This is a genomic window from Paenibacillus dokdonensis, from assembly GCF_004916975.1.
Taxonomy (GTDB): domain Bacteria; phylum Bacillota; class Bacilli; order Paenibacillales; family Paenibacillaceae; genus Paenibacillus_AQ; species Paenibacillus_AQ dokdonensis.
Genome location: NZ_STGQ01000001.1, coordinates 3,925,450 through 3,949,778, shown reverse-complemented (window position 1 = coordinate 3,949,778; position 24,329 = coordinate 3,925,450). Strand labels below are relative to the sequence as shown.

The following is a 24,329-nucleotide window of genomic DNA, read 5'->3' as shown; positions in this document are numbered from 1 at the left end:
GCGTTTTCTTTAAGCCGGTGTGGCGGAATTGGCAGACGCGCGCGACTCAAAATCGTGAGGGAAACCGTGGGGGTTCGAGTCCCTTCACCGGCATAAATAAACGCATATATGACGTTGATAAAAACGCTGATCGGGCACTGTCCGATCAGCGTTTTTGTCGTTATAATTGTTTAAACTTACATAAAAAAGTAATCGAATGTTTGAGTCAATTACACTGCAGGGGCAAGCCTGTTTGAAATGAATTTATAAGCGCGTTAAATCTTTTTGAGAAATTCATTTTTTTATATAATCTGCAAAATTCTCTTGAAGATATCGCGCATTGATGTCTTCATGCAGGTGATGATGCACGAGTTCTTCGATACTCTCCTGATTGTGGTTTGTTATACAATCCAACATCAACTGATGCTCGTCCCGAATTTCCTCCAGTTTCTCTCTCTTCAGCAAATGCAGCCTGCGGTAACGGATATAATGCACATTATATTGTTGAATCAAGTTCCATAGGAACTCGCGACCTGCCAAAGCAAATAATGTTTTATGGAATGCGTCGTCCCACGCGAGAAAAGCCTCATGCGCGTTCTCCCGTTGGACGGCCTCTTGCTGCTTGTCCAGGATTTGCGTCAGTTCTAGGTTGCCTCTTAGAGGCATCTGTACGGCAAGGTCTTTGATAATCTCCTTCTCTAGTGTGCTTCTCAGGTAAATCATCTGTTCAACCGAGTCTAAATCAATGAAGGACACCAAATTTCCTTTTTTGGGATAGATGTCAATATAGCTTTCCAAAGATAACTGCTTCAGCACATCGCGCAGGGGAGTTCGTGATATCTGAAAGCGTTCCGACAAAGCGGTTTCGCTGAGGATGGTTCCAGGTTTCAAGTTTAACGCTAAAATTTCGCTTTTTAATTGCTGCATGATTTCTGCCTTATTGGACATGGTATCCCTGCTTCCGTGTGAAGTGTACCTATCTAGTATACAACAATGAAAGTATGAAAGAAATAATCCATTGCATGAGGAAATGACCATTCTAGCTTATTATATTAAAGGTTCAGCATGAATGTATGATTGACAGAAATATAAAGGATGATTATGATAATAACAATCTTGTATACAAGATTTATCGGAATTGCAAGATCAGAGTTGTTCTTCAATGTGGCAGGCTATTATAGCTCTATAACTACCTGAGTGTTTTCTGTGGCACCCTCGAGGAGTATTGCATCTTCGGCATCCTAAGAAATGAACAAATCTGGTCAAGGTGAATGATACTTTTTTTAAAACGTATAGCGCTACTTTGGCTTTTAGAATATGGTCCACGGCGAGCGTCTAGGCGGCGCGCATGCTTGCAAGAATGTGAGAGGAGAGGAACAAGTTGAAATCACGAGGTTATCAGGCTTGGTTAACGGAGGAGCGATGGAAGTTTGCAGCACGGATCGAAGCCGCTCGCCCCTTACTAGGATGTGTTACCGCAAGTGTAAATCCTGATCAGGTAATTGGAGGCGTGGCAATTGAGGAGCTTATGAATGGAATTGTGTCATTCACGGGTATTCATCCCAAGTTGACGGTGAAATCCGGTCTGCCGATGATTGTGTTTGGAGCGCGGTTTGCTGCAGAATCCATGATACAAGAATTGAAAGCGCATTCGATTACAGAGGAAGGATACGCCATACGATCTGGTGGTGAAGGAGCGGAAAGGTGTGCGGTGCTCTATGGCGGTTCTGAAAAGGGGCTTCTGTACGCCGTGTTTCATTTCTTGCGGCTGCTCGGAACCGAGGCGGAACTGGAGAATCTGAACATTGCGCAGACGCCGCGAAACGCCTTACGCATGATCAACCAGTGGGACAACATGGACGGAACAGTGGAGCGAGGCTATTCCGGAGGCTCCATTTTCTATCGCGAGAACCGTATTCTTCAGAAATCCGAACGGATACGTGAATATGCCAGGCTGCTGGCTTCCGTAGGCATCAACGCCATCGCCGTCAACAATGTCAATGTTCATCATGAGGAAACGAAGCTGATTACCGATGCTTTTTTGCCGGATGTGGCCAAGCTCGCAAGCGTGTTCGGACGGTATGGCATTCGTCTGTTTCTGAGCGTGAATTTTGCAGCCTCGATGGAATTGGGAGACCTGACAACCGCCGATCCGCTGGATGAAGGAGTCCGAACATGGTGGCGTGACAAAGCGGCGGAGATCTACCAGAGTATTCCCGATTTTGGCGGTTTTCTGGTCAAGGCGGATTCCGAGAATCGCCCAGGCCCGTTCACCTACGGTCGTGATCATGCCGATGGAGCCAATATGCTGGCAGATGCGTTAGCTCCATTCGGGGGCCTGGTACTGTGGAGATGTTTCGTCTACGACTGTCATCAGGACTGGAGGGACCGCTCCACAGACCGGGCGAGAGCAGCATATGATCATTTCCGTCCACTGGACGGCCGTTTCAGGGACAACGTTATTTTGCAAATCAAGAACGGACCGATGGATTTTCAGGTAAGGGAACCCGTATCTCCTCTGTTTGGGGCCATGGAGCATACCAATCAAATGATAGAGTTTCAGATCGCGCAGGAATATACCGGACAGCAGCGCGATATATGCTTCCTTGTGCCGCAGTGGAAACAGGCGTTAGACTTTGATACTTATTTTAAAGGGCCGGGCAGTACCGTGAAACAAATCGCCGCCGGCAAGCTCCATCTCTACCGTCACAGCGGGATTACCGGCGTTTCTAACATTGGCGATGACGACAATTGGACTGGTCATCATCTGGCGCAGGCCAACCTGTTCGGATTTGGACGGTTGGCTTGGGACCCGGATTTGGCAGCGGAAGAAATCGCTAGCGAATGGAGCAGACTGACCTTTGGCTGCGTGGGATGTGTTGCTGCGGTGGTAACGGAGCTGCTGCTGCAATCCTGGTCTATTTATGAGAGCTACACGGCTCCCCTCGGCGTAGGCTGGATGGTGCAGCCAGATTACCACTATGCCGTCAATGTGGACGGATATGAGTATTCCAAGTGGGGAACCTATCACTTTGCCGACTGCCATGGAATCGGCGTGAACCGAACGCTTTCCACAGGGACCGGTTATACCGGGCAATATGCTCCCGCAAACGGGAGATGTTATGAATCGCTAGATACCTGCCCTGATGAACTGCTGCTATTTTTTCACCATGTCTCCTATAGTCATAAGTTGAAATCGGGAAAAACGGTAATCCAGCATATTTATGACACTCATTTCGAAGGGGTGGAGAGGGTTGAGGCCTGGGTCAGCCGCTGGCAGGAGTTGAAAAACGAAGTGGACCCCGTGCGCTTTGAACAAGTCGCGGAACGGCTGGGCTGGCAAGAGGGCAATGCGAAGCAGTGGCGGGATGTCATCAATACATACTTTTATCGAAAGTCGGGAATACCGGACGCTCAGAGCCGTCACATTTATTAAAAGTGGAAGCCATACGGGGCGGATCGATATGTCCAAATGTCCAATGTGACTTTTGGGAATTCAAGTAGGACGTGAAGAGGAGTGAAATGATGAAGACAACGGTGCAGATGATCATTGATGCGTTGATTGAACCAGTCGGCAGGCTGGAGCAGACGGTAGACACCTTGAAATTCGGCGATCCGTCCACGGAGGTCACGGGCATTGTAACTTCTTTCATGCCAACCTGGCATGTGGTTGAGCAAGCGCTTGAGCGGAAGGCGAACCTGGTTATTGCGCATGAAGGACTGTTTTTTTCGCATCATGATGATGAAGCTGAGGGAAGAACGAACATGATCCATCAGACGAAGAAACGATGTATAGAAGAGTCGAAGATCGCGATATTCCGCTTTCATGACTATTGGCACCGCTACAAGCCGGATGGCATCACGGAGGGATTGATCCAGGAGCTTGCCTGGGAGCCCTATATTAGCGAGCATCAACCTTCGGCTTCCCTCCTCAACATTCCTTCCCTCCCGCTCAAGGATATTGCAGAACATGTCAAGCAGAGACTGGGTATTCCCTATGTTCGTATCATCGGGGATCTGGACATGACCTTCAGCCGGATTGGCATATTGGCGGGATACCGGGGCAGCGGCTCCCTGGCGATTCCTTTATTCGAAAGGGAACATACGGATCTGGTGATTTATGGAGAGGGCCAGGAATGGGAGACGCCGGAGTATGTAAGGGAGGCGGTTCGCCAAGGTAACCCCAGAGCGCTTATGGTACTGGGACACGCCGAGAGCGAGGAGCCCGGCATGAAAGCTTTGGCGATCAGATTGAGAACAAAGTTCCCGGATATTCCCGTGCACTATATCAAGGAGGATCCGCTGTTTCAGGTGTTTTAAGCGATGAGAAGGGTTAAGGAATGAAAGTGACATGTCGAAGTTTATGAAGCGGAGGGAGAGCGTGATATGAACAAAAATGTGCTCTTTAACGACGGATGGGAATTTTGCGTAAAGCAGCTTGAATATGACGTTGGGTCTGAACTGGAGTTTACTCCGGTGACCAGTTGATTCTTGATTTTCTGTGGCCGGAACTAAAACTATTAATTTTAAAAATTTGTGTTTGACCTGCTAGCCTGGCTGCTATATAATAGGGAATGTTGAGACGATTATTACGGTTTCATTCGCAATAGGTTACCAGATTCATATATTCGTCATACATATTTCATTACGGGATGTAGCTCAGCTTGGTAGAGCACCTGGTTTGGGACCAGGGGGTCGCATGTTCAAATCGTGTCATCCCGATTCAAAAGCCATCGAAGATATTCGGTGGTTTTTTTGCTGTATAATTATGTAATCCCCAGGTCACAATATAAGAAAAGACAGGGAATAGAAGGGGATTATTGTGAATGCATCTCGGATTAAAAAGAAGCTGCAAAAGCAGTGGCGGTGGTGGAAACGCCGTTCGTTAACATTAGGGTTATCTTCACTGGTTATCGCAATGGTATGGATCAGCATGTATTTACCGGATCGGGTGCAAAGTCTCCTCAGCACGAAGCCTCCAGTAGCCATTGAGACGCTTCAATATTATCAGCAAGCCGAAGCGATGGATGATACGACAGAGGATGTGAATTTTTGGAAGGCTTTGAACAAGTCCAAGCAAATGAACGAGGTTACAGTGCGGCATAGCTATGTTTGTGGAGAAGAGGAGCGCACTCTCGGAAAATTAAATACGGATGAAATCTACAATCTCCTTAATGAGCATCCATCCTGGAAAGGACAATTCGCCGGACAGGGGAAAGTGATACTGAACGAGACGATTTTGGATCTCTCACCCACCTGTAAAGAGCGGGCGTATATGAGTTTGGATAAGGATGGTAACCTTTCTTTGTTCGATGGTCCTCCTGTACAAGACAAGGTGATCAAGACTTTCTTTCAATTGGACATCAACTCCATGGAGTCTTCCTTACCTGATGATGCACTGAGACATTTGTATGACGGTATTCGCATTCAGGATATAGATGAGTATAACAGTGTTCTGTCAACTTTCAGCGATTATGCTCGTGAAGGATAATCATAATACAGGAAAATAAATAGCGGCCTAATCCGGGTTTCAACTGGATAGGTCGCTTTTTTTCAAAAATGAATCTATGGTGAACCGTACCAAATGTCTATAGCTGAGGCAATTTCTTTGTACATCTCATGGGGAATGTATCGATAAAGAAACTGAAAAGTATGTCAATGTGGAATTTTGGTGAAAAAATAACCGGATTGTTCATGTTATTAGCATATTATTCATTTTAAATTTCTCGATTATCCTATACGATAGAACCATATTAAAAATATGCGGACTGGTTAAATGTTGAATCAACATCAGGGGACGGCGCCCTTCCTTCGTTAAGGACCTGCGTCGGATGGACCATGTGCCGCCAAAACGAGAGGGAGAAGGAGTAATCATGAACACACAAGCACTTTCTGTAGTCATTGTAGGATATGGCGGTATGGGCAGCTACCATGCCAAGCTAATTTTGGACAACAAACGTCTGAAAGTCACAGGTACTTATGATGTACTGGCTGCGCGCCAGGAAGCATCGCGAGAAGATGGATATCCGGCATACGAGAGCTATGAAGCTGTATTAAATGATCCGTCGGTCGATGTCATTTTGATTGCTACACCAAATGATGTTCATAAAGAACTGGTTATTACTGCATTGCAGCATGGAAAACATGTCATCTGTGAGAAACCGGTTACGATGTATGTGAAGGATTTTGAAGAAATGATGGCGGTTGCAGAAGAAGCGGGACGCGTATTGATGGTTCATCAAAACCGCCGCTGGGACGAGGACTTCTTAATTATTAAAGAGATGTATGACAAGAAAACCATCGGCGATCTGTTCCAGCTTGAATCTAGAGTACACGGAGCCAACGGTATTCCGGGGGACTGGCGGCATCTGGAAGCTTACGGTGGCGGCATGCTGCTGGATTGGGGTGTCCATCTCCTGGACCAGTTCGTATTCATGATCGACAGCAAAATTACAAGCGTAACCAGCCGTCTCAGCTTTATTTTGGGCGACGAAGTTGATGACGGATTTGACGCCGTTCTGGAATTTGAAAACGGTGTGACTGCCATTATTGAAGTAGGTACTACCAATTTCATTACGCTTCCGCGCTGGTATGTAAAAGGAACAGAAGGGACCGCAGTCATTGAAGATTGGTCGCTGACCGGACGTTCCGTCGTTCAGAACCACGAAGTAGGCAAAATCGAACCGAAGCCGATCAAAGCTGGTGTTGGATTGACCAAAACCATGGCTCCGCCATCCGAAGAGGCGACTCTGACAGAGGCTTTGCCTAATGCGTTCGAACATGAGAGCAGCTTTTATGATAACTTTGCAGGCGTTGTGGAAGGCACTGCGGCACCGATTGTTAAAAACAGCGAAGTTCTGCGCGTTCTGAATCTGATTGAAAATGTGTTTAAAGCGGCCCGTACCCGCGAAGTGATCAAAGATTTCGATATGTATGAGCCAAAAAATTAACGTATGTGCCGGAGTGCTTACCTGCATTCATTAAAATAGCCAGTCATACAAGAAGAGGTTGTTCAATGGTTATAAGACCAGGACAACCTCTTCTTACTATATAAAGTTTTGCTTACCAAATAACAAAGGGGTGTCCTTTAGGTCTTAATGACCTCTTGGAACACCCCATTTTTGAATTGCTCTTATTTAAAAAGTAACGGTCCAGTTTTTTGTGTCTGGCAGGCTGCCGGATTGAAGGCCTGTAATGGTATCATACAGCTTCTGCGATAGTTCGCCGATTTCGCTGTTATTGACCTCCATCGTATGCTCATTCCAGTGCAGCTCGCCCACCGGCGAAATGACCGCTGCCGTACCGGTACCAAAGACTTCTTCGAGCTCGCCTTGGTTATAGGCATCATAGATTTCTTCAATGGAAAGCTTGCGCTCCTCCACAGGGACTCCCCACTCCTCAAGAAGGGTGAGTACAGAGCTGCGGGTTACGCCTTCCAGAATGCTGCCGTTAATGGCAGGAGTAATGACCTTGCCGCCGATTTTGAAGAAAATGTTCATGCTGCCGACTTCTTCGATGTATTTCTTTTCAATGGCATCCAGCCACAGAACTTGAGAGTATCCTTCTTTTTTTGCGTTTTCCTGGGCTTTGATGCTAGCCGCATAGTTGCCTGCCGCTTTGGCAAAGCCGATTCCGCCGCGAACGGCGCGGGTATAGGAGCTTTCCACATTGATTTTGACGGGCTCAAGGCCGCTGGAATAATAGGCGCCAACCGGCGAAAGGATGACCATCAACTGGTAGGTATAAGAGGAGCGTACTCCAAGGCAAGGCTCAGTCGCGATAATAAACGGACGGACATACAGCGAATTTCCCTTTTCTGTCGGAATCCAGCTTTTATCTACTTCAATCAATTTTTTGATGGCTTGAATGACAAAATCCTCATCGATCTCAGGAATGCCCAGACGATCGTTGGAACGATTGAGACGTTTCATGTTTTGGTCGGGTCTGAATAGTAGTACCTTTCCAGAATCCGTCAAATAAGCTTTCATGCCTTCGAAAACCGCCTGGCCGTAGTGGAATACCATCGCTGCCGGGTCGATAACGATCGGTGCATAAGGGACAATTCGTGGATCATACCAGCCCTTGTCTTTGTGATAATCCATAATGAACATATGGTCCGTAAAATACTTGCCGAAGCTGAGATTTTTGCTGTCTGGTTTCTCGGTCGGCTTGGTGGTTAACTGAACTTTGATCTCCTCGCTCATGGTCACGCGCTCCTATCGTACGTATATAATATGTTTACTATAGTTAACAAAAAATGATTGGTCAATTCAATGTTATCAATTAAAATAATAGTTATCAACTATGATGGAGGATCGGACCATGGACTTTCGTCTGCTTGAATATTTTATGGCAGTCTGTGAGGAACTTCATTTTACCAAGGCCGCTGTTAAGCTTGGAATCAGTCAGCCTACGCTCAGTCAGCAAATACGGTTGTTAGAAGAAAGAGTGGGTACGCCACTGTTCCGCCGCATTGGTAAACGTAATTTTCTTACGGAAGCGGGGCAGACGTTAAGGGAGCATACGCAAAATATTTTCCATGAGCTTGAGCAGGCGCAGACCGAGATTAATGAGCTTAAAGGAATGGCCCGCGGGAAACTGAGGATCGGATGCTCGGGCAATCATCTGCTGACGCAAACGCTGATTTCTTTTCACCAAAAAGCTCCTGGAATCTCCATATCGGTGCATGAGCTCGCGACAGAAGAGACCAAAAATGGTCTTCTGGAGAATAAGCTTGATCTTGGAGTGGTTTTTTTGCCGCTGGATGATGAGCACCTGGTCAGCATGGAGCTGTATAACGAGGAGCTTAGTCTCGCGGTTTCCACCACGCACCGGCTTGCCTGGAATGAATCGGTCATGCTGGAGGAGCTCGTTCAGGAACCTCTGGTATTATTTCCGGAAAAGTTTCTGGTACGGCAAATGATCGATGTCTACAGCAAACAAGCTGGCATTCGCCTGCAGCCGATCATTGAGCTGTCTACCATGGATTCCATGCTGCAGCTGGTCCGTCTCAGTGTGGGGGCTACGATCCTGCCCAAATCCTATTTGAATTCTATGATTCACTCGGATCTTCATATCATCCCCATCGTTAACCCGGTGCCTCAGAAAAAGGTTGGACTTGTCTACCGCAAGCAGAAGTTTATGAACGCTTCGATGCTTGCTTTTATTCGCGAACTCACGCAAACCTTTAATCCGTCCGATCCTGTCGGAAATTCGCTGTCGTAAACGGACTCTTCCAAAACGCATGTCTACTTCTTTCAAGAGGGTCATAGACTTGATAGGAAGTTTTACATTATAATGAAGAGAACGAATACATATGTTCGCTTTATGGCAAGGGAGAGAGTTCATTTGCGTATTTTAGGAATTGACCCGGGAATTGCGATTGTCGGCTTTGGTTTTATCGATAAGGTCGGCAGCAAGGTGACTCCGGTACAATATGGTTGTATTCAGACGGAAGCACATACACCCGATGAAGAGAGGCTGCTGCATGTATATGAAGCCATGCTTCAGCTGATTGACAAATATAAACCGGACAGCGTTGCTTTTGAAAAGCTGTTCTTCAATCGGAACGTAACGACCGCGATGTCGGTCAGCCAGGCGCGTGGGGTCCTGATTTTGGCTGCAACACAGCGCGGCTTGCCTATAGGTGAATATACACCAATGCAGGTTAAGCAGGCTGTTGTGGGCTACGGCAAAGCCGAGAAGAAGCAGGTTCAGGAAATGGTACGGATGTTCTTGCGGCTGCAGGTTGTGCCTAAACCCGATGATGTGGCGGATGCCTTGGCGGTGGCGATTTGCCATGCCCATTCGTATACTTTAAATTCCAAGATAAATGAGGTATTGCGAAAATGATCGATTTTTTAAGAGGACCTGTCGCTCATCTGGAGAATGAATATATTGTACTTGACGTTCAAGGGGTGGGATACCGCGTATTCTGCCCTAATCCTTTTATATTTGCCAAATCAGAAGGCCCAGTGACAGTATACACACATCATCATGTACGTGAGGATGCTATGCTGCTGTTTGGTTTTCCTACCCGTGAAGAGCAGAAGCTGTTCCGCAAGCTGATTGACGTATCCGGTATCGGTCCCAAGGTAGCGCTGGGAATACTCGCTGGAGGTACACCGGAACATGTGGTGACGGCGATTTATCAGGAGAACATTACGTTCCTGACCAAGCTCCCCGGGATCGGCAAGAAAACGGCGCAGCGCATGATCCTGGATTTGAAGGACAAGCTGGACGGATTCGGCACTGCTTCCATGGCTACCGGGCTGTTTGCCATACCGGAGCCGCAGGAAGGGGATGGATCAGCCTGGTCGGAAGCGCGTGAAGGTCTTAAGGCACTCGGCTATACCGATCCGGAGCTGGACAGTGTGTGGCTTAGAATCAAGGATGACACGTCGTTTGGGGATTCGGTGGATGTATTGATGAAGAAGGCGCTTAAGCTGCTCTATGCAGGTTAGTAGAGCAATAGTGCTGCAGAAAGAGGGCGACACAAATGGATGACCGGATTATCTCGGCTAATCTAATGATGGATGACCAGGCGGTGGAGCTCAGTCTTCGCCCCCGGTATTTAAATGAATATATTGGACAGAACCAGATCAAGGAAAATTTGAAGATTTATATCGAGGCCGCAAAAATGCGAAACGAGGCTTTAGACCATGTGCTGCTGTATGGACCTCCGGGGCTTGGCAAAACAACGCTGGCTAATATTATTGCCAATGAGCTCGGCGTGAATTTGCGCACGACATCCGGTCCTGCCATTGAACGGCCTGGTGATCTGGCAGCGCTTCTGACCAATCTGCAGGAAGGCGATGTGCTGTTTATAGATGAAATCCATCGCCTGCACCGGACAGTGGAGGAGGTGCTGTATCCGGCGATGGAGGACTTTGCGCTGGATATTATGATTGGCAAAGGCCCCAGTGCTCGCTCAGTGCGCTTGGATTTGCCTCCATTTACGTTAATTGGGGCCACGACCCGCGCCGGGCTTTTGTCTGCTCCGCTTCGCGACCGGTTTGGCGTCGTCAGCCGTCTCGAGTTTTATACGGTAGATGAGCTCAGCTATATCGTATCGCGAGGGGCTGATATTTTTGGCATTGAAATCGTGGGGGATGCTGCCGAAGAGATTGCCCTGCGTTCCAGAGGGACTCCTCGTATTGCCAACCGCTTGCTGAAACGGGTGCGTGATTATGCCCAGGTTCGCGGTGACGGGATGATTACGCCGACCATCGCGGAGGAATCGCTGAAGATGCTTCAGGTGGATCCGCGCGGACTCGATCAGATCGATTATAAAATGCTCACGGCGATGATCAACAGCTTTAGAGGCGGACCCGTTGGACTGGATACCATTGCGGCTACCATAGGGGAAGAAAGCCAGACCATTGAGGATGTGTATGAGCCTTATTTGCTGCAGATCGGGTTTCTGCAGCGGACTCCACGCGGCAGAATGGTTACGGCTGCGGCATATCAGCATTTGGGATTGCCGATGCCGGAAATTCGCTGATTGCAGCAGGGCATCCGATCATATTTAGTACTTGTTCTAAAATGGCATGGTCCATCCCCACAGCCTCATTACGTAAAATATCCAATTATATTGAATTTTCATAGACTTCATGGGATGCAAGGAGGAAAATAGCGAGTGGGAAATGTAACGGTACCTAAAGTTTTATCATGGTGTGGTAAAGGGCTGCTGACTGCTCTGCTGGTGGCTGGAAGCTTCCAACTGTCCGGCAAAGCCGCTGCCCTTCCGGTCGATCATATACGTGTAGGCATGTTTATGGATTTAGGCAGCACTTATAAATCAACGACGGCAGCGGTAACGTTATCTTCTGGGCAAGCCTGGACGGTAGGCTTCAACACGCCGGCCGGGCATTCAAACCTGGTTACGCTTGGGTCAGGTGAACAGGCCCGATTCAGTGTGGACGGATTCAGGATCAAGGTGCTCGAAACAGCAGATCTGTCCACTGTCACAGAAGCCTATTCAAAACTGGCGGCTACGGCGGACAAGCCTTTAATATTTACGGCCACGTCGACTGGCGGCCAAGTGTACCAGTTGTATACGGGGTATTATGCCAATGAGCAGACAGCCGCATCGGCTGTAGCCCGGGCTGCAAAAACCGCTTCAGCCTATTTAAATGGACAGACACCTGCAGTGAAAGGCCCCAAGCATTTATCGGCAGGCACATACGCTTCTGAAGCGCAGGCGGCATCTGCCGTAAGTACGATCAAGGCTGCAGGATTCGATGCCATGGTCGCTCTGGAACAAACCTCTGACGGGGGCAGCCGCTATGCTGCCTGGGTCGGGGAGGCAGGGAATGACAATGAACTGGAAGCTCTGCGCAGTTCCGTCAGCACCAAACTTCCACAGCTGGCATTGTCGAATGTTGACTCCAATCTTCCGGCTTATATCATTCGTCAGGATGTGAGTCTGGGACAGGCTGTGCATCATTATCAGCTAAGCGGCAATGATGCAAAGGGCTGGATTGAAAACGGCGGCTCGGAAATTAAGGTGGCCGAAAGATCAGGCCGTTCCTATCGGGGCGCGATGGAAATAAGCTCCCTTAACGGTCAGCTGGCGTTGGTGAATGATCTGCCATTCGAGCAGTATTTGTATTCGGTGGTTGGTGGTGAAGTGCCTTCCTCTTGGCCCGCGGACGCTTTGAAAGCCCAGGCTGTAGCGGCACGCAGCTATGCGGAGTTCCAAGCGGGGCAGAGCAGTAAATTCAAAATTGCCGATGTGGTGGATACGACATTGAGCCAGGCTTATAACGGGATCTCATCCGAATCTGCAAGTGTGATTCAGGCAGTCGATGCAACACAGGGAGAGGTTATTCTCAAAGACGGCAAGGTTGTGGAAGCTGTATTTTCCTCCAATGCCGGCGGTGTATCCGCTGATCCGTCCGAAGTATGGAACAGTGGTGGAGATGCCTTTGCCAGTGTTCCAAGTGAAGGTGATGAAGCTGCCGTAAAGGGTCAAAAAATGTGGTATCATGTTCTTTTGTCCTCCGGTGCGAGCGGTTTTATCCGTGAAGATAATGCGAAGGAAACCGGAACATTAACCGGCGGTGGGCTGGCGAAACTAACAGTAACGGCGAAGGATACGAATGTCCGGCCGCTGCCGCAGATACAGTCAGATGCCAGTCCGGTGGCCAAGATGAATCCCGGCGATACGGCTGTTGTACTGGAAAAGGTCCAGGAATCAGGCACTTACTCGTGGGTACGTGGTCCGTATTCATCAGCAGAGCTCGTGAAGAGCCTTCAAGGTAAGACCACAACAGCGGCTCCTTCCTCGATCACTACCTTGGAAGTGACCAAGAGGGGGCCGTCCGGACGTGCAACAGAGATTAAGGCTAATGGACAGATTCTCGATGTGAAATATCCTGATTTGTTCCGTTCGGCATTGAACGGACTTCCAAGCACATTGTTTGATATTGTACCGACAGGAAGCTATACTGTACTGAGTGCAAATGGCACAACATCCAAAATCACCGGTTCGTCCAGTATGACCGTGCTCTCAGCCTCTGGTCAGAGTACCGTACAGGGAAGTGGAACGGTTGTTATGAATGGAAACCAAAGTGCTCGCAGTATTGATTCTGGCGAAGGCTTTATGTTTGTAGGCAGAGGCAATGGTCACGGACTGGGACTCTCGCAATGGGGAGCCAAAGGAATGGCGGATGCAGGGTATGGTTACCAGGATATTTTGAAACACTATTATCAGAACGTTACTATTACTAAGGAATGACGCAATATGAATGTAGATTTGTATGATTTTAATTTACCGGAAGAATTGATTGCCCAGACTCCCTTGCTGGAGCGTACTGCCTCACGATTACTGACATTGGATAAGAAGGACGGAAAGATCGCCCATCATACCTTTAAGGATATCGTCGATCAACTGCAGTCCGGTGACACGCTTGTACTCAATGATACGCGTGTGATTCCAGCCAGACTGTTCGGAACGAAAGAGGATACAGGTGCCAAGGCAGAAGTGCTGCTTCTGAAAAACCTCGGTGAGGATCGCTGGGAGGCGCTTGTTAAGCCGGGCAAAAAGCTTAAATCGGGCAGTGTAATTATATTTGGTGACGAATTAAGGGCAGTCATTGAAGAAGAAGGCGATATGGGGGAGCGGGTGCTTAGATTCTCCTATAACGGAATTTTTCAAGAGATTCTGGACCGGTTGGGGCAGATGCCTCTTCCTCCTTATATAAAAGAGAAGCTGAATGACAAGGAACGTTATCAAACGGTTTATTCACGTCATGAAGGGTCTGCGGCGGCACCAACAGCGGGTCTGCATTTTACGAAGGAGCTTCTGGAAGAAATCCGGAACAAGGGCGTTACCATAGCCTACCTTACGCTTCATGTCGGACTTGGCACGTTCCGTCCGATGTCTGTTGAACGGGTAGAAGATCATGTCATGCATGCGGAGTATTATTCCGTCTCCGAGGAAACGGTGGATATTCTGAACAAGGCACGTGACCGGGGTGGTCGCATCATTGCGGTTGGGACAACCTCATGCCGGACGCTGGAAACGGTGGGTAACCGTTTTAAAGGAGGCTCACTGGAGCCTTGCAGCGGCTGGACGGATATTTTCATGTATCCGGGTTATGAATTTACGGTTGTCGATGCTCTGATCACAAACTTTCATTTGCCGAAGTCCACGCTGGTGATGCTGGTTAGCGCACTGGCTGGTCGGGAGCATATATTGCACGCGTACGAAGAAGCCATCAAGGAAAAGTACCGCTTTTTCAGCTTCGGGGACGCTATGTTTATTTATTAAGTCCGGTTCAACGGGATATAAGAGGATGGTATATACATGGCAGCAGCAATTTACTACGAACATATTAAAACCTGCAAACAATCCGGAGCACGTCTCGGCCGCGTTCATACCCCCCACGGGATCATTGAAACGCCGACCTTTATGCCGGTAGGTACGCAGGCCACAGTTAAAACGATGAGTCCGGAAGAACTCAAAGCAATGGATGCACAAATCATCCTGAGCAACACGTATCATTTATTCCTTCGTCCGGGTCATGATATTGTCCGGGGGGCGGGCGGACTCCACAAGTTTATGAACTGGGACCGTCCGATTCTGACAGATAGCGGCGGATTTCAAGTGTTCAGCTTGAGCGAGATGCGCAAAATCACCGAAGAGGGCGTGCATTTCCGTTCCCATTTGAATGGAGACAAGCTGTTTCTATCCCCGGAGGTGGCTATGGAGATTCAGAATGCTTTAGGATCCGATATCATGATGGCATTTGATGAATGCCCACCATATCCGGCGGAATATGATTATGTCAAAAAGTCGCTGGAACGTACGACAAGATGGGCTGAGCGTTGTCTGAATAGTCATGCCCGTCCTCAAGACCAAGGACTGTTTGCTATCGTTCAGGGCGGCATGTATGAAGATTTGCGGAAACAAAGCGCCCGTGATTTGACTTCCATGGATTTCCCGGGGTATGCTATTGGTGGACTCAGCGTTGGAGAGTCCAAGCAGCTTATGTATGAAGTGCTGGATTATACCGTTCCTCTCCTTCCGGACAACAAGCCGCGTTATCTGATGGGTGTCGGTTCGCCGGACGCTCTGATCGAAGGCTCTATCCGGGGTGTGGACATGTTTGACTGCGTTCTTCCAACACGGATTGCCCGTAACGGAACGACGATGACAAGCCAGGGACGGCTTGTGGTCCGAAACGCTCAATATGCCAGAGACTTTGGCCCCCTTGACCCCGCATGCGATTGTTATACTTGCCGGAATTATTCAAGAGCCTATCTGCGGCATCTGATCAAAGCCGATGAGACTTTTGGCCTGAGGCTGACAACGTACCACAATCTGCATTTCCTCATCAAATTGATGAAGCAAGTGCGGCAGAGCATCATGGAAGACAGGCTGCTTGATTTTCGCGATGAGTTTTTTGAACAATATGGGCTTCATAACAATGATAAAGGTTTTTAAACAGGGATTTTCTTGAGATCCTGAAACAGCATTAACGGGGTTAGTCCATGAAAGGGGGGAAAGAGTATGTTTGAAAGTTTTGAATTGGCAGCAGCTACAGGTACCGGTGGCGGAAGCGGCATTGTCGGCCTGATTTTGCCTCTCGTTTTGATGTTCGCGATCTTTTATTTCCTGCTTATCCGTCCTCAGCAAAAGAAACAAAAAAATCGTAATTCGATGCTTGGTGGATTGAAAAAGGGAGATAAGGTTGTGACGATTGGTGGGCTCCACGGGACCATCATGGAAATCACGGATGACATCGTGGTACTGCGTGTGAATGATGTAACTAAGCTTACATTTGACCGCGGATCCATTAGTCATGCTACTAGCAGCGCAAATGATGGTGAAGCGTAAGCTGAAACTGACATACACAATGATTGAATAAATTTACTTATATCTTTGAAAAAGAGGCAGTTCCCTAAGGGAACTGCCTCTTTTTTTTGCTTGATATATTTATTACAGGCTGTTATAGATTTTATTGCGCTGATGAAGCATAGAACCTTCCTTACCTCTCAGGGCCAACTTGGCAAATAAAATGCCGAGGTTCGAAGCAAGAAGACCCAGGATGGTACCTGCAATCATGTCCGTTAGCCAGTGAATGCCAAGATAGAAAATACTGAAAACAATAACAATTGCACTAATGGTTGTCATGATACCGAAACGGCGGTTGCCCGACCGCAGACCCAAGACCATCATGGTGACCGAAATAGAGGTATGCAGACTTGGAAAACAGTTATCCAGACCGGATAAAGGCCTGTACTCCCGTTCAAAGTTCGGAAAGACATCCAGCATCAGGAACGAGACTCCAGACGGCGGATAAGACCAAACCTCGTTGACAGGAAAGAAAAGATAGAAAGGTATGGCAACCGCGTAATTCATAATAATGGCGAAGCAGGTTGCTAAGACAAACACTTTATTTTGATCGGAAACATAAACACCAACCGAGGCGATCAGCAGTGACTGAAACACGATCACATAGAAGAAAACAGAGACGGGAGTGATATAGCTGCTGTGGAAAAAGTCCTGCAAATTCTTTACAAAATGTCCCTCCATGCTAAATACCCAGGGAGTAAAGTCTTTATGATAATTGAAGCTATTCTCTATTTGCAGTTCATATTTGTTAATTAGGAGAATACATACCATAATGCAAAACAACAGCAGAAACTTTCGTGAAGTCAGCAGTTCCTTAATAAACAGGTAAGCTGCTGTAAACGGATTGCGGAGCGTACCCAGCCAAATCAACAAGACTACTGTAATTGCTGATGCGATGGATATTCCCTGCATGGATTGGTATAGCAAAGCAGAAAAAGCCTCCTCTTGTAAGAATCACGTGAAATCAGTTTACCACATTTCAAGAGAAGAGACTCTATAAATTATTTCTAATATTCACTCCGAACATGCCGCCGATGGCTGAGGACGCGAATACCGTTCCAAGGAGCAGCAGATCCCCCATACGCAGGGAGGTATCAAGTGCGAGGAAGCCGATAACCATGATCAGCACGCCGTACATAACCCCTGTAAGACCTCCGTGGTACCATCCCTTTTTCCCCGAACGTTTTCCCGCAACCAATCCGCCTATAGCCGCTGCAATAGCATGAACAAGGTAAATATAGCGGGAGAGGCTTTGTTCCTGCATTCCGCTGGACCACAGCAAAAGTGAGAGCAGCAGCGCACCAAGCATCATCCAGAAGAAAGAATAATACAGTCCTGACAGGATAGGATTTGCGATCCGAAAAGAAAGAACGCGCCGGATCATATGCATAACAAGAACCCCCTTAAATATTCCATAAGTTATTGTAAATCTATGTCCAAGCTTTCTTGGGTAGTACAAGTTTTCCAATAATTAATCGATGCGGAAGTGCATGGAGAAACTGGAGAAAGGTCAGAATAACAGCACAAAGCTTCCCATGAATAAAGCGTAACAAGGAGTGTATGGCATATGGCAGCTCATATCCTGATCCCCGTTTTTCGTACTATACTCATGTATTTCGTTATCTTTCTAACCTTGAGAATTATGGGAAAGCGTGAAATCGGAAAGCTATCCATCTTTGATCTCGTCATCTCCATCATGATTGCTGAAATTGGCGTTTTTGTGCTGGAGGACATCAAACGTCCAATCTATGATGGCTTATTTCCCATGGCTACTCTGGTCATCATTCAAATTTCGATTGCGTTTATCAGCTTAAAGAGCAGAAAAGCACGTCTGCTGTTTGAAGGCAAACCAAGCATTTTGGTTTCCGGGGGGAAGCTGCACAGGTCTGAGATGAAGAAGCAGCGTTATAATCTGGATGATCTGCTGCTGCAATTGCGCGGGCAAAATATTGAGAATATTGCGGATGTGGAATTTGCAATTCTGGAGAACTCCGGGCAGTTAACGGTTATTCCTAAGACTCAATCCTCCCCGCAGTCTCAACCAACCTCACCCTCACAGCGTCAGTCTGTAACCCGGCTCGGACTAAAAGCAAAGGGAATTGTCAATTCTTCAGCGAGTCAGGGCCAAGGGCAAGAAAGCTCTGCCGGGTCAATCGGTTCGGTAGGAACAAGATCCAAATCCAATAAAAAAATTCTTGTTCCTGCAGGGAAATTCAGCTATGGAGTGCTCCCCGTTCCGCTGATCATGGATGGTAAGGTGCAGGATGACAATCTGCAAAGGCTGAAAAAAAACCGGTTTTGGTTGAAAAATCAGATCCAGGAGCAGGGAGTTAAGGAATTTAAGGATGTTTTTTTATGCTCCGTAGATCATAAAGGTAAGGTGTATGTAGACCGGAAATAAAAATAGTCGTGAATCATGCGGCCGGATTTTTAGGTTCGGCTGACCCAAACCATTTGCCGATGACGGGCATTCTTTTCATATCACGTGGCGATACAAGCTTTGAGTAGAAAACGGTAATTAGAAAAACCGCTACCCCAATGAGCAGAGCAGCAAAAAACTGCACCCAATTTATACGAGCAAAAGGAAGGTAACGGAAAGCATACATGGTGACAGCAGCCATAATGACCATAGCGCAACCAAGCTTAAGCATATCCAGCAGCTTGAAACGGTAAGCGAGCAGACGGCTAACGCTGTGCCCATGAAGGAACGTGACGATGATGCTGTTGATGATAATGGCAATGATTGCACCGTATATACCGTATTCCGGCTGCGAGGACAGATACCAGATCAGGAAGAGCTTGATAAGAGCACCAATCAGCGTGTTGAACAGGGCTCTTCCGGGACGGTCCAATGCCTGAAGCGTTGCCTGGAGCGGAGCCTGTACATATAAAAAGAGTGCGAATGGAGCCAGCATACGCAGCATTCCCGAGATTTCTGTATTATTGTACAGCAGCTGGCAAAGCGGCTCCGCAAGAACATACATAATTACGGAGAAAGGGGCACCAGTTACGAGAGCGAGCCGGATGGTTTGATTCAGTCTTTTGTGAATCGTGAGCCGGTCTTTGCGTGCCGCCGCCTCGGATAGAGAAGGAACCAGGGATACGGCAAGCGAAGATGTAAGTGCACCAGGGAGGAGCAGTACTGGAATGATCATCCCCTGCAGAGCGCCGTACTGAGCGGTAGCTACGGAAGTTACGATTCCGGCGATTGCAAGGCTTTGAGCGGTAATGATGGATTCAAACAGATAAGAGAAAGAACCCACGAGCTTACCCGCAGTTACCGGAACGGTTATACCCATCAGTCTGGAGAGCAATCCCCGGCTTGCAGCGATGTGACGTGAGGGCTTTTCCACGGGGGAACGGCGCTGGTCTGTTATGAACTGCCATAGGAGTGCGAGCAGTCCGAAGAACTCACCTACCATAACGCCAAGCATGGCACCCGCCGCAGCGAAAGCAATTCCTTTGGGAAGCAGCAAGTACGAAAACCATAATGTGAATACGATTCTGGCCAAAGTCTCAATGATGGAAGAAGACGCAGACGGGATCATATTTTGCTTTCCTTGAAAATAGCCTCTGTAAACGGAGGATACAGCTACAATGACAAGCATCGGGCTCATGCTGATAAAGGTATAGTACACTCTTGAATCCGTCAGGATGTTACGGGTGACCCACGGAGCAAGCCAGAGTGAGACCACCATGAGCAGGAGTCCCAAACCGACCGTTACCATGAGGGTGACACGGAGGACAAACCCTGAATTATGCGGTTTATTCTCGGTTTCGGCTTCCGACACCAGCTTGGCTACCGCAAGCGGAATCCCTCCGGTAATCAGTGTAACCAGTACAATAAAAAAGGGATAACCCAACTGGTAAATTCCGACACCCTCGGCTCCGATAATCCGTGGCAGGGCTATTCGGGGAATAAAACCCAATATCCGGTTGATCACTCCGGCTGCCAGCAGTATCATTGTCCCCTGAATAAACGTCTGTTTTTTCGGTGTCCGTTTTTTTGGTGTTAGCTTGTTCAAATGTCCACTCCCTCTTCCGTGTCGAAGCTCTGTTGCGGCATTTACTGTGACAGACCTTTTGTATATATGGATATGCTCTACTCGTCCATTCATACCACGACTTTTACGCAAGAACATTTGAGTAAAAGAAGGAATGAAGACTTCATAGGTCGAATGTAAAACAGATGCTTCAATTGGCAATAGACATCAGGAAGGCAGAGAGGAGGCTACACAGTGAGCCCGGAGAATATGAGCGAAAGCGAGATGGAGGCTACCATTGAGGCTTTATGCCGCAGCAAGGCGGAGGAATTCAGACTCGTAGGCTATGAATATGTCACGAGCAAGGATGTCTGGAAATGCATCAGCAGCAAATACGAAAAGGAAGGGATTCCTCCGCTTTACAAGCTGGTAAACGATATTCTCTCTCTAAAGGTGTTGACGTTTATGAATTTTATGACAATATCCGCATATAAGGGTTCCTCTTTCGATTAAGGGAGGGGGCCCTTTTCTGGTCAGTCTATGGAGGGGAATAGATCTCGTAAAAGTAGAAGCGACAAATATTGATAAATTGACTGCATTTTGACGCATAGCTATAATAGGAATATTGAGAACGAAAGGGGAACTAGGAACGGCATGAAAAGAATTGCTACTTTCATTATCGTCGTGCTCGTTGCAGTGGGTATTATGGCCTGGTCAAGCCCGGCATTGCTCGACAGTGTCCGGTTAGGCCTTGATCTTAAAGGGGGCTTCGAGATTTTATATGAAGCTACTCCACTGGAACAGGGACAAAAGGTTACGAAGCAGTCCCTCACGCGTACGGCAGAAAGCCTGGAAAAACGGGCAAATTTGCTGGGTACCAGCGAACCTGAGGTGACGACTGAAGGCACAAACCGGATTCGACTTAAAATCGCGGGTGTGACCAACGAAGCCGAAGTCAGAAAGAAAATGAAGGAACCTGCGGCGCTCACTTTCCGAAGTGCGGATGGCTGTAAGGCACCTGCGGCTGATGCGGCTAATGTCGCTGATAAAGATAAATATTGTAAGGTGGAGCTCGTCGGCAGCGATTTTGTCGAGAACGGAGCTTCTGTAGGCTATAACAGCCTGAATCAGCCTCTAATCGATATTAAGGTAAAAGATAAAAAGAAATTTGCAGATGTAACGAAGCGTTTGCTTGGCAAACAGCTCGCGATCTTCCTGGATGAAACGATGCTTTCCGATCCAACCGTTCAAGCGGAGCTGACGGATGGTAAAGCGCAGATTTCAGGTAACTATACCTTGGACGAAGCGAAAAAAATCAGTGATACGATCAATCTCGGCGCTTTGCCACTGAAATTGACAGAGAAATACTCTCAAAGCGTAGGAGCAACACTGGGTAAACAATCGCTGGACAAGACTATTCAAGCCGGTATTATTGGTTCCATTGTTATTTTGATCTTTATGATCGCGATGTACCGTTTGCCTGGCGTGATTGCAAGCTTTGGTCTGATTGTGCATACCTGGCTGCTCATTCTGGTTTTCGTATGGGCGGACTTTACACTTACACTTCCGGGTATAGCTGCGTTTATACTCGGTGTCGGTATGGCCGTCGATGCGAACATTATTACCAATGAACGGATTCGGGAAGAGATTCGTAATGGCAGAAGCGTTATGTCTTCAGTTAAAGCGGGTAACAAATCTTCCTTGCGTACGATTCTGGATTCGAATATCACAACGATTATCGTCGGTGCGGTTATGTTCGCTTTTGGTACAGGCGCTGTCAAAGGCTTCGCGCTCGTGCTGATTGTCGAAATCGTGCTGAGTATCCTGACCAACGTGTATTTCACCCACTACCTGCTTAGCCTGCTGGTCAAGGCTGGGCTGCTTAAAAAACCGAAGCAGTTCGGGGTAAAGGAGAGTGAAATCAATGCACTTTAAAAAAGAATTTGACTTCGTGAAGCTGAGCAAATCCGCGTTTATATTCTCAATCGTGCTCACGATTGCAGGTGTTATCGCCCTTGCCGCCTTCGGTTTGAACTACAGCGTTGATTTCCGTGCAGGTTCGAACGTGGACGTGAAGCTTTCCAAAAACGTGACGAAAGCGGAAGTTCAGCCACTGCTTGACAACATTGGGATCGGAAAGGATGCAACGGTCTCTCCTGGCGACAATCGCGTGAACATCCGTTTCACGAAAGTGTTGTCCGAAGATCAGGACGAACAGCTCAAATCAGCTATCCATAAGCTGGACGACACAGCCTCTTTCGAAATCAATACAGTAGATCCGGAAATGGCGAAGGAGCTCGGACGGAATGCCATATACTCTGTGCTCATATCTTGTATCGGGATTATCATATATGTAAGTATCCGGTTTGAATGGAGATTTGCGCTGGCAGCGATCATTGCACTGCTGCATGATGCGTTTATGGTTGTTGCCATATTCTCCATCTTCCGTCTGGAGGTCAGCTTAACCTTCATCGTCGCGGTACTGACCATCATCGGTTACTCAATTAATGATACAATCGTTATTTTTGACCGTATTCGGGAGAACTTGCGATTTGGCAAGACGAAGACTCGCGAGGATTTGGCGAAACTGCTGAACCACAGTGTGAATCAAATGCTGATGCGTTCCTTGTACACGGCGTTCACGGTATTTATTGCCGCGTTCTTCCTGTTCCTCTTCGGCGGAGAATCGATCAAAATGTTCTCGCTGGCCATGGTTATCGGTCTGATCTTCGGGGCATATTCTTCAATCTTTATTGCAAGTCCGCTTTGGCTGTTCTTTAAGTACAAGCAAAAACCAAACGGGAAAGCGGTCAAGCCTTCCAAAGCGTAAGGTAAAGCTGTACAGATGAAAGCCGCGTCTAATGCGACGCGGCTTTCGATCTGATAATGAACCTTCCATGGTTAAACTCAATCAATGGCTCATTCATCTCGAAGAAAAGGATGCTGTCGATCTGGTAGCGTATATCACATCCATTTCAAAGAATAGAATCGGCAAATTGGGATTGCCGGAGAGGAGGCAAGCATGAGCGTTCAACGTTCACATTCTTCCGATACCGTTACTTGGACGGGAATGATCGGTGATTTGTCGCTCGCTGTTTTTAAGGGCGCAGTAGGATATTTCTCGGGTAGTAAGGCATTACTGGGCGATGCCTTGTATTCCGCCTCCGATGCTGTGTCTGCACTTAACCGACTCATTCCGCGCTTTTCGTCCCCGAAGGGGCGGGGTGCTGGCAAGCAGCAGATCCTGGCGCACCGGACGGAACCGGTGTTTGCCATTTTGTTTTCGGTGCTTGTGCTGATGGGAGGACTGCAAATCGCGGTTGCCTCCATAAGAGAGATCGCATCGGGAAAAATTCATGTGCCGGATAACTTTGCATTGATTGCTATCTTCGTGTCTTTGGCTGTAAAAGAAGCAATGTTCCAGTTTCAATACCGCTATTCGAAAAAGCAGGGGGACGGTCAGCATTCGGCTTACGCTGAAGAACACCGCTTCAGTCTGTATACATCATTAACCGTTTGTGTCGGAGTATTTTTGTCTGTGGCAGGTGATACCTTCGGCTGGAAAGCCATGATGTACATGGATCCCGTCTCGGCCCTCATTGTGGCGGGCTTGGTGATTCGCAAAGGCTATCTGCTTATTATGAATTCCGTATATGGCTCTTTGGTCCAGGAAGCGGAGCAAGAGGATGCTATCAACTTTATCGAGACGGTGCAGCGGGTACACGGGATTATTACCGTCGATGATTTGAAGGCAAGAGAGCAGGGACATTATATTACGGTTGATCTCAAAATCAGCGTGAATCCCCGGATTACCGTGCTTGAAGCGAATGAAATTGCCGATCGGGCAAAAAAACTGCTGATGCATCGTTTTGTGCATATCAGTGATGTTAATATTCAAGTCGTTCCTTATGATCCCGGTTATCCGTATAAATCCAATCATCAGCTTACGGATAATGACATGCCGACGCTGCTTCAGTAGACATCCATGGGATATAACTCATGAC

22 protein-coding genes and 2 tRNA genes are annotated in these 24,329 nt (G+C 47.7%); 19 read left to right on the top strand and 5 right to left on the bottom strand.

Annotated elements, in window-relative coordinates; all coding sequences use genetic code 11:
• Positions 1-13: 13 nt before the first annotated feature.
• Positions 14-93, top strand: a tRNA-Leu gene (locus E6W40_RS18215).
• Positions 94-273: 180 nt separating this feature from the next.
• On the opposite strand, the gene E6W40_RS18210 is transcribed toward E6W40_RS18215, so the two are convergent.
• Positions 274-927 carry a GntR family transcriptional regulator gene (locus tag E6W40_RS18210; RefSeq protein ID WP_136606756.1) on the bottom strand — a complete coding sequence of 218 codons (654 nt, stop codon included), beginning with the start codon at positions 925-927 and terminating at the stop codon, positions 274-276.
• A gap of 433 nt (positions 928-1,360) precedes the next feature.
• Between E6W40_RS18210 and E6W40_RS18205 the strand changes: the two genes are divergently transcribed.
• The 5 genes from E6W40_RS18205 (at position 1,361) to E6W40_RS18185 (ending at position 6,929) form a co-directional block, all read left to right on the top strand.
• Positions 1,361-3,415: an alpha-glucuronidase family glycosyl hydrolase gene (locus E6W40_RS18205; RefSeq protein WP_136606755.1), complete on the top strand. Its 2,055-nt coding sequence runs from the start codon at positions 1,361-1,363 to the stop codon at positions 3,413-3,415.
• Positions 3,416-3,504: 89 nt separating this feature from the next.
• Positions 3,505-4,299 (top strand): Nif3-like dinuclear metal center hexameric protein, encoded by a 795-nt coding sequence (locus E6W40_RS18200; RefSeq protein ID WP_136606754.1) that lies wholly within the window; start codon positions 3,505-3,507, stop codon positions 4,297-4,299.
• Between the two features lie 328 nt (positions 4,300-4,627).
• Positions 4,628-4,701: transfer RNA gene (locus E6W40_RS18195), tRNA-Pro, on the top strand.
• A gap of 100 nt (positions 4,702-4,801) precedes the next feature.
• Positions 4,802-5,470 carry a BofC C-terminal domain-containing protein gene (locus E6W40_RS18190; RefSeq protein WP_246073037.1) on the top strand — a complete coding sequence of 223 codons (669 nt, stop codon included), beginning with the start codon at positions 4,802-4,804 and terminating at the stop codon, positions 5,468-5,470.
• A gap of 382 nt (positions 5,471-5,852) precedes the next feature.
• Positions 5,853-6,929: a Gfo/Idh/MocA family protein gene (locus tag E6W40_RS18185; protein WP_136606753.1), complete on the top strand. Its 1,077-nt coding sequence runs from the start codon at positions 5,853-5,855 to the stop codon at positions 6,927-6,929.
• A gap of 186 nt (positions 6,930-7,115) precedes the next feature.
• On the opposite strand, the gene E6W40_RS18180 is transcribed toward E6W40_RS18185, so the two are convergent.
• On the bottom strand, positions 7,116-8,183 hold the full coding sequence (locus E6W40_RS18180) for a branched-chain amino acid aminotransferase (protein ID WP_136606752.1): 1,068 nt from the start codon (positions 8,181-8,183) through the stop codon (positions 7,116-7,118).
• A gap of 118 nt (positions 8,184-8,301) precedes the next feature.
• Here E6W40_RS18180 and E6W40_RS18175 point away from each other — a divergent pair, with 118 nt between their 5' ends.
• The 8 genes from E6W40_RS18175 (at position 8,302) to yajC (ending at position 16,324) form a co-directional block, all read left to right on the top strand.
• On the top strand, positions 8,302-9,204 hold the full coding sequence (locus tag E6W40_RS18175) for a LysR family transcriptional regulator (protein ID WP_136606751.1): 903 nt from the start codon (positions 8,302-8,304) through the stop codon (positions 9,202-9,204).
• A gap of 123 nt (positions 9,205-9,327) precedes the next feature.
• The gene (gene ruvC / locus E6W40_RS18170) at positions 9,328-9,831 is read left to right on the top strand and encodes a crossover junction endodeoxyribonuclease RuvC (protein ID WP_136606750.1); all 504 of its coding nucleotides are present in this window, start codon (positions 9,328-9,330) and stop codon (positions 9,829-9,831) included.
• Complete coding sequence (gene ruvA / locus E6W40_RS18165) at positions 9,828-10,442, top strand: Holliday junction branch migration protein RuvA (RefSeq protein WP_136606749.1); 615 nt, start codon at positions 9,828-9,830, stop codon at positions 10,440-10,442. Before ruvC ends, ruvA begins: the two co-directional genes overlap by 4 nt.
• A 35-nt stretch (positions 10,443-10,477) precedes the next feature.
• Positions 10,478-11,482 carry a Holliday junction branch migration DNA helicase RuvB gene (ruvB, locus tag E6W40_RS18160; protein WP_136606748.1) on the top strand — a complete coding sequence of 335 codons (1,005 nt, stop codon included), beginning with the start codon at positions 10,478-10,480 and terminating at the stop codon, positions 11,480-11,482.
• A gap of 135 nt (positions 11,483-11,617) precedes the next feature.
• The gene (locus E6W40_RS18155; protein WP_246073036.1) at positions 11,618-13,720 is read left to right on the top strand and encodes a SpoIID/LytB domain-containing protein; all 2,103 of its coding nucleotides are present in this window, start codon (positions 11,618-11,620) and stop codon (positions 13,718-13,720) included.
• A 6-nt stretch (positions 13,721-13,726) separates the two neighbouring features.
• On the top strand, positions 13,727-14,755 hold the full coding sequence (gene queA / locus E6W40_RS18150; RefSeq protein WP_136606747.1) for a tRNA preQ1(34) S-adenosylmethionine ribosyltransferase-isomerase QueA: 1,029 nt from the start codon (positions 13,727-13,729) through the stop codon (positions 14,753-14,755).
• 36 nt (positions 14,756-14,791) lie between these two features.
• Positions 14,792-15,931 (top strand): tRNA guanosine(34) transglycosylase Tgt, encoded by a 1,140-nt coding sequence (gene tgt / locus E6W40_RS18145; RefSeq protein ID WP_136606746.1) that lies wholly within the window; start codon positions 14,792-14,794, stop codon positions 15,929-15,931.
• A gap of 66 nt (positions 15,932-15,997) precedes the next feature.
• Positions 15,998-16,324, top strand: a complete 327-nt coding sequence (yajC, locus tag E6W40_RS18140; RefSeq protein ID WP_136606745.1) for a preprotein translocase subunit YajC — start codon at positions 15,998-16,000, stop codon at positions 16,322-16,324.
• Positions 16,325-16,426: 102 nt separating this feature from the next.
• Here the strand turns inward: yajC and E6W40_RS18135 are convergent, their stop codons facing one another.
• Both E6W40_RS18135 and E6W40_RS18130 read right to left on the bottom strand, forming a co-directional pair.
• Positions 16,427-17,269 carry a phosphatase PAP2 family protein gene (locus E6W40_RS18135; protein WP_246073035.1) on the bottom strand — a complete coding sequence of 281 codons (843 nt, stop codon included), beginning with the start codon at positions 17,267-17,269 and terminating at the stop codon, positions 16,427-16,429.
• Positions 17,270-17,336: 67 nt separating this feature from the next.
• Complete coding sequence (locus E6W40_RS18130; protein ID WP_136606744.1) at positions 17,337-17,732, bottom strand: TIGR04086 family membrane protein; 396 nt, start codon at positions 17,730-17,732, stop codon at positions 17,337-17,339.
• A gap of 177 nt (positions 17,733-17,909) precedes the next feature.
• Here E6W40_RS18130 and E6W40_RS18125 point away from each other — a divergent pair, with 177 nt between their 5' ends.
• Positions 17,910-18,743, top strand: coding sequence for a DUF421 domain-containing protein (locus E6W40_RS18125; protein WP_136606743.1), 834 nt, complete (start codon positions 17,910-17,912; stop codon positions 18,741-18,743).
• 13 nt (positions 18,744-18,756) lie between these two features.
• Here the strand turns inward: E6W40_RS18125 and spoVB are convergent, their stop codons facing one another.
• Positions 18,757-20,460 (bottom strand): stage V sporulation protein B, encoded by a 1,704-nt coding sequence (spoVB, locus tag E6W40_RS18120; RefSeq protein ID WP_211147025.1) that lies wholly within the window; start codon positions 20,458-20,460, stop codon positions 18,757-18,759.
• A 135-nt stretch (positions 20,461-20,595) separates the two neighbouring features.
• On the opposite strand from spoVB, the gene E6W40_RS18115 reads away from it, so the two are divergent.
• The 4 genes from E6W40_RS18115 (at position 20,596) to E6W40_RS18100 (ending at position 24,304) form a co-directional block, all read left to right on the top strand.
• On the top strand, positions 20,596-20,838 hold the full coding sequence (locus tag E6W40_RS18115; RefSeq protein ID WP_136607064.1) for a post-transcriptional regulator: 243 nt from the start codon (positions 20,596-20,598) through the stop codon (positions 20,836-20,838).
• Between the two features lie 141 nt (positions 20,839-20,979).
• Positions 20,980-22,260, top strand: coding sequence for a protein translocase subunit SecD (gene secD, locus E6W40_RS18110; RefSeq protein ID WP_136606742.1), 1,281 nt, complete (start codon positions 20,980-20,982; stop codon positions 22,258-22,260).
• The gene (gene secF, locus E6W40_RS18105) at positions 22,250-23,155 is read left to right on the top strand and encodes a protein translocase subunit SecF (protein WP_136606741.1); all 906 of its coding nucleotides are present in this window, start codon (positions 22,250-22,252) and stop codon (positions 23,153-23,155) included. The genes secD and secF overlap by 11 nt, the downstream gene beginning before the upstream one ends.
• Before the next feature lie 192 nt (positions 23,156-23,347).
• Positions 23,348-24,304 carry a cation diffusion facilitator family transporter gene (locus E6W40_RS18100; protein WP_136606740.1) on the top strand — a complete coding sequence of 319 codons (957 nt, stop codon included), beginning with the start codon at positions 23,348-23,350 and terminating at the stop codon, positions 24,302-24,304.
• The last annotated feature ends 25 nt before the right edge of the window (positions 24,305-24,329 follow it).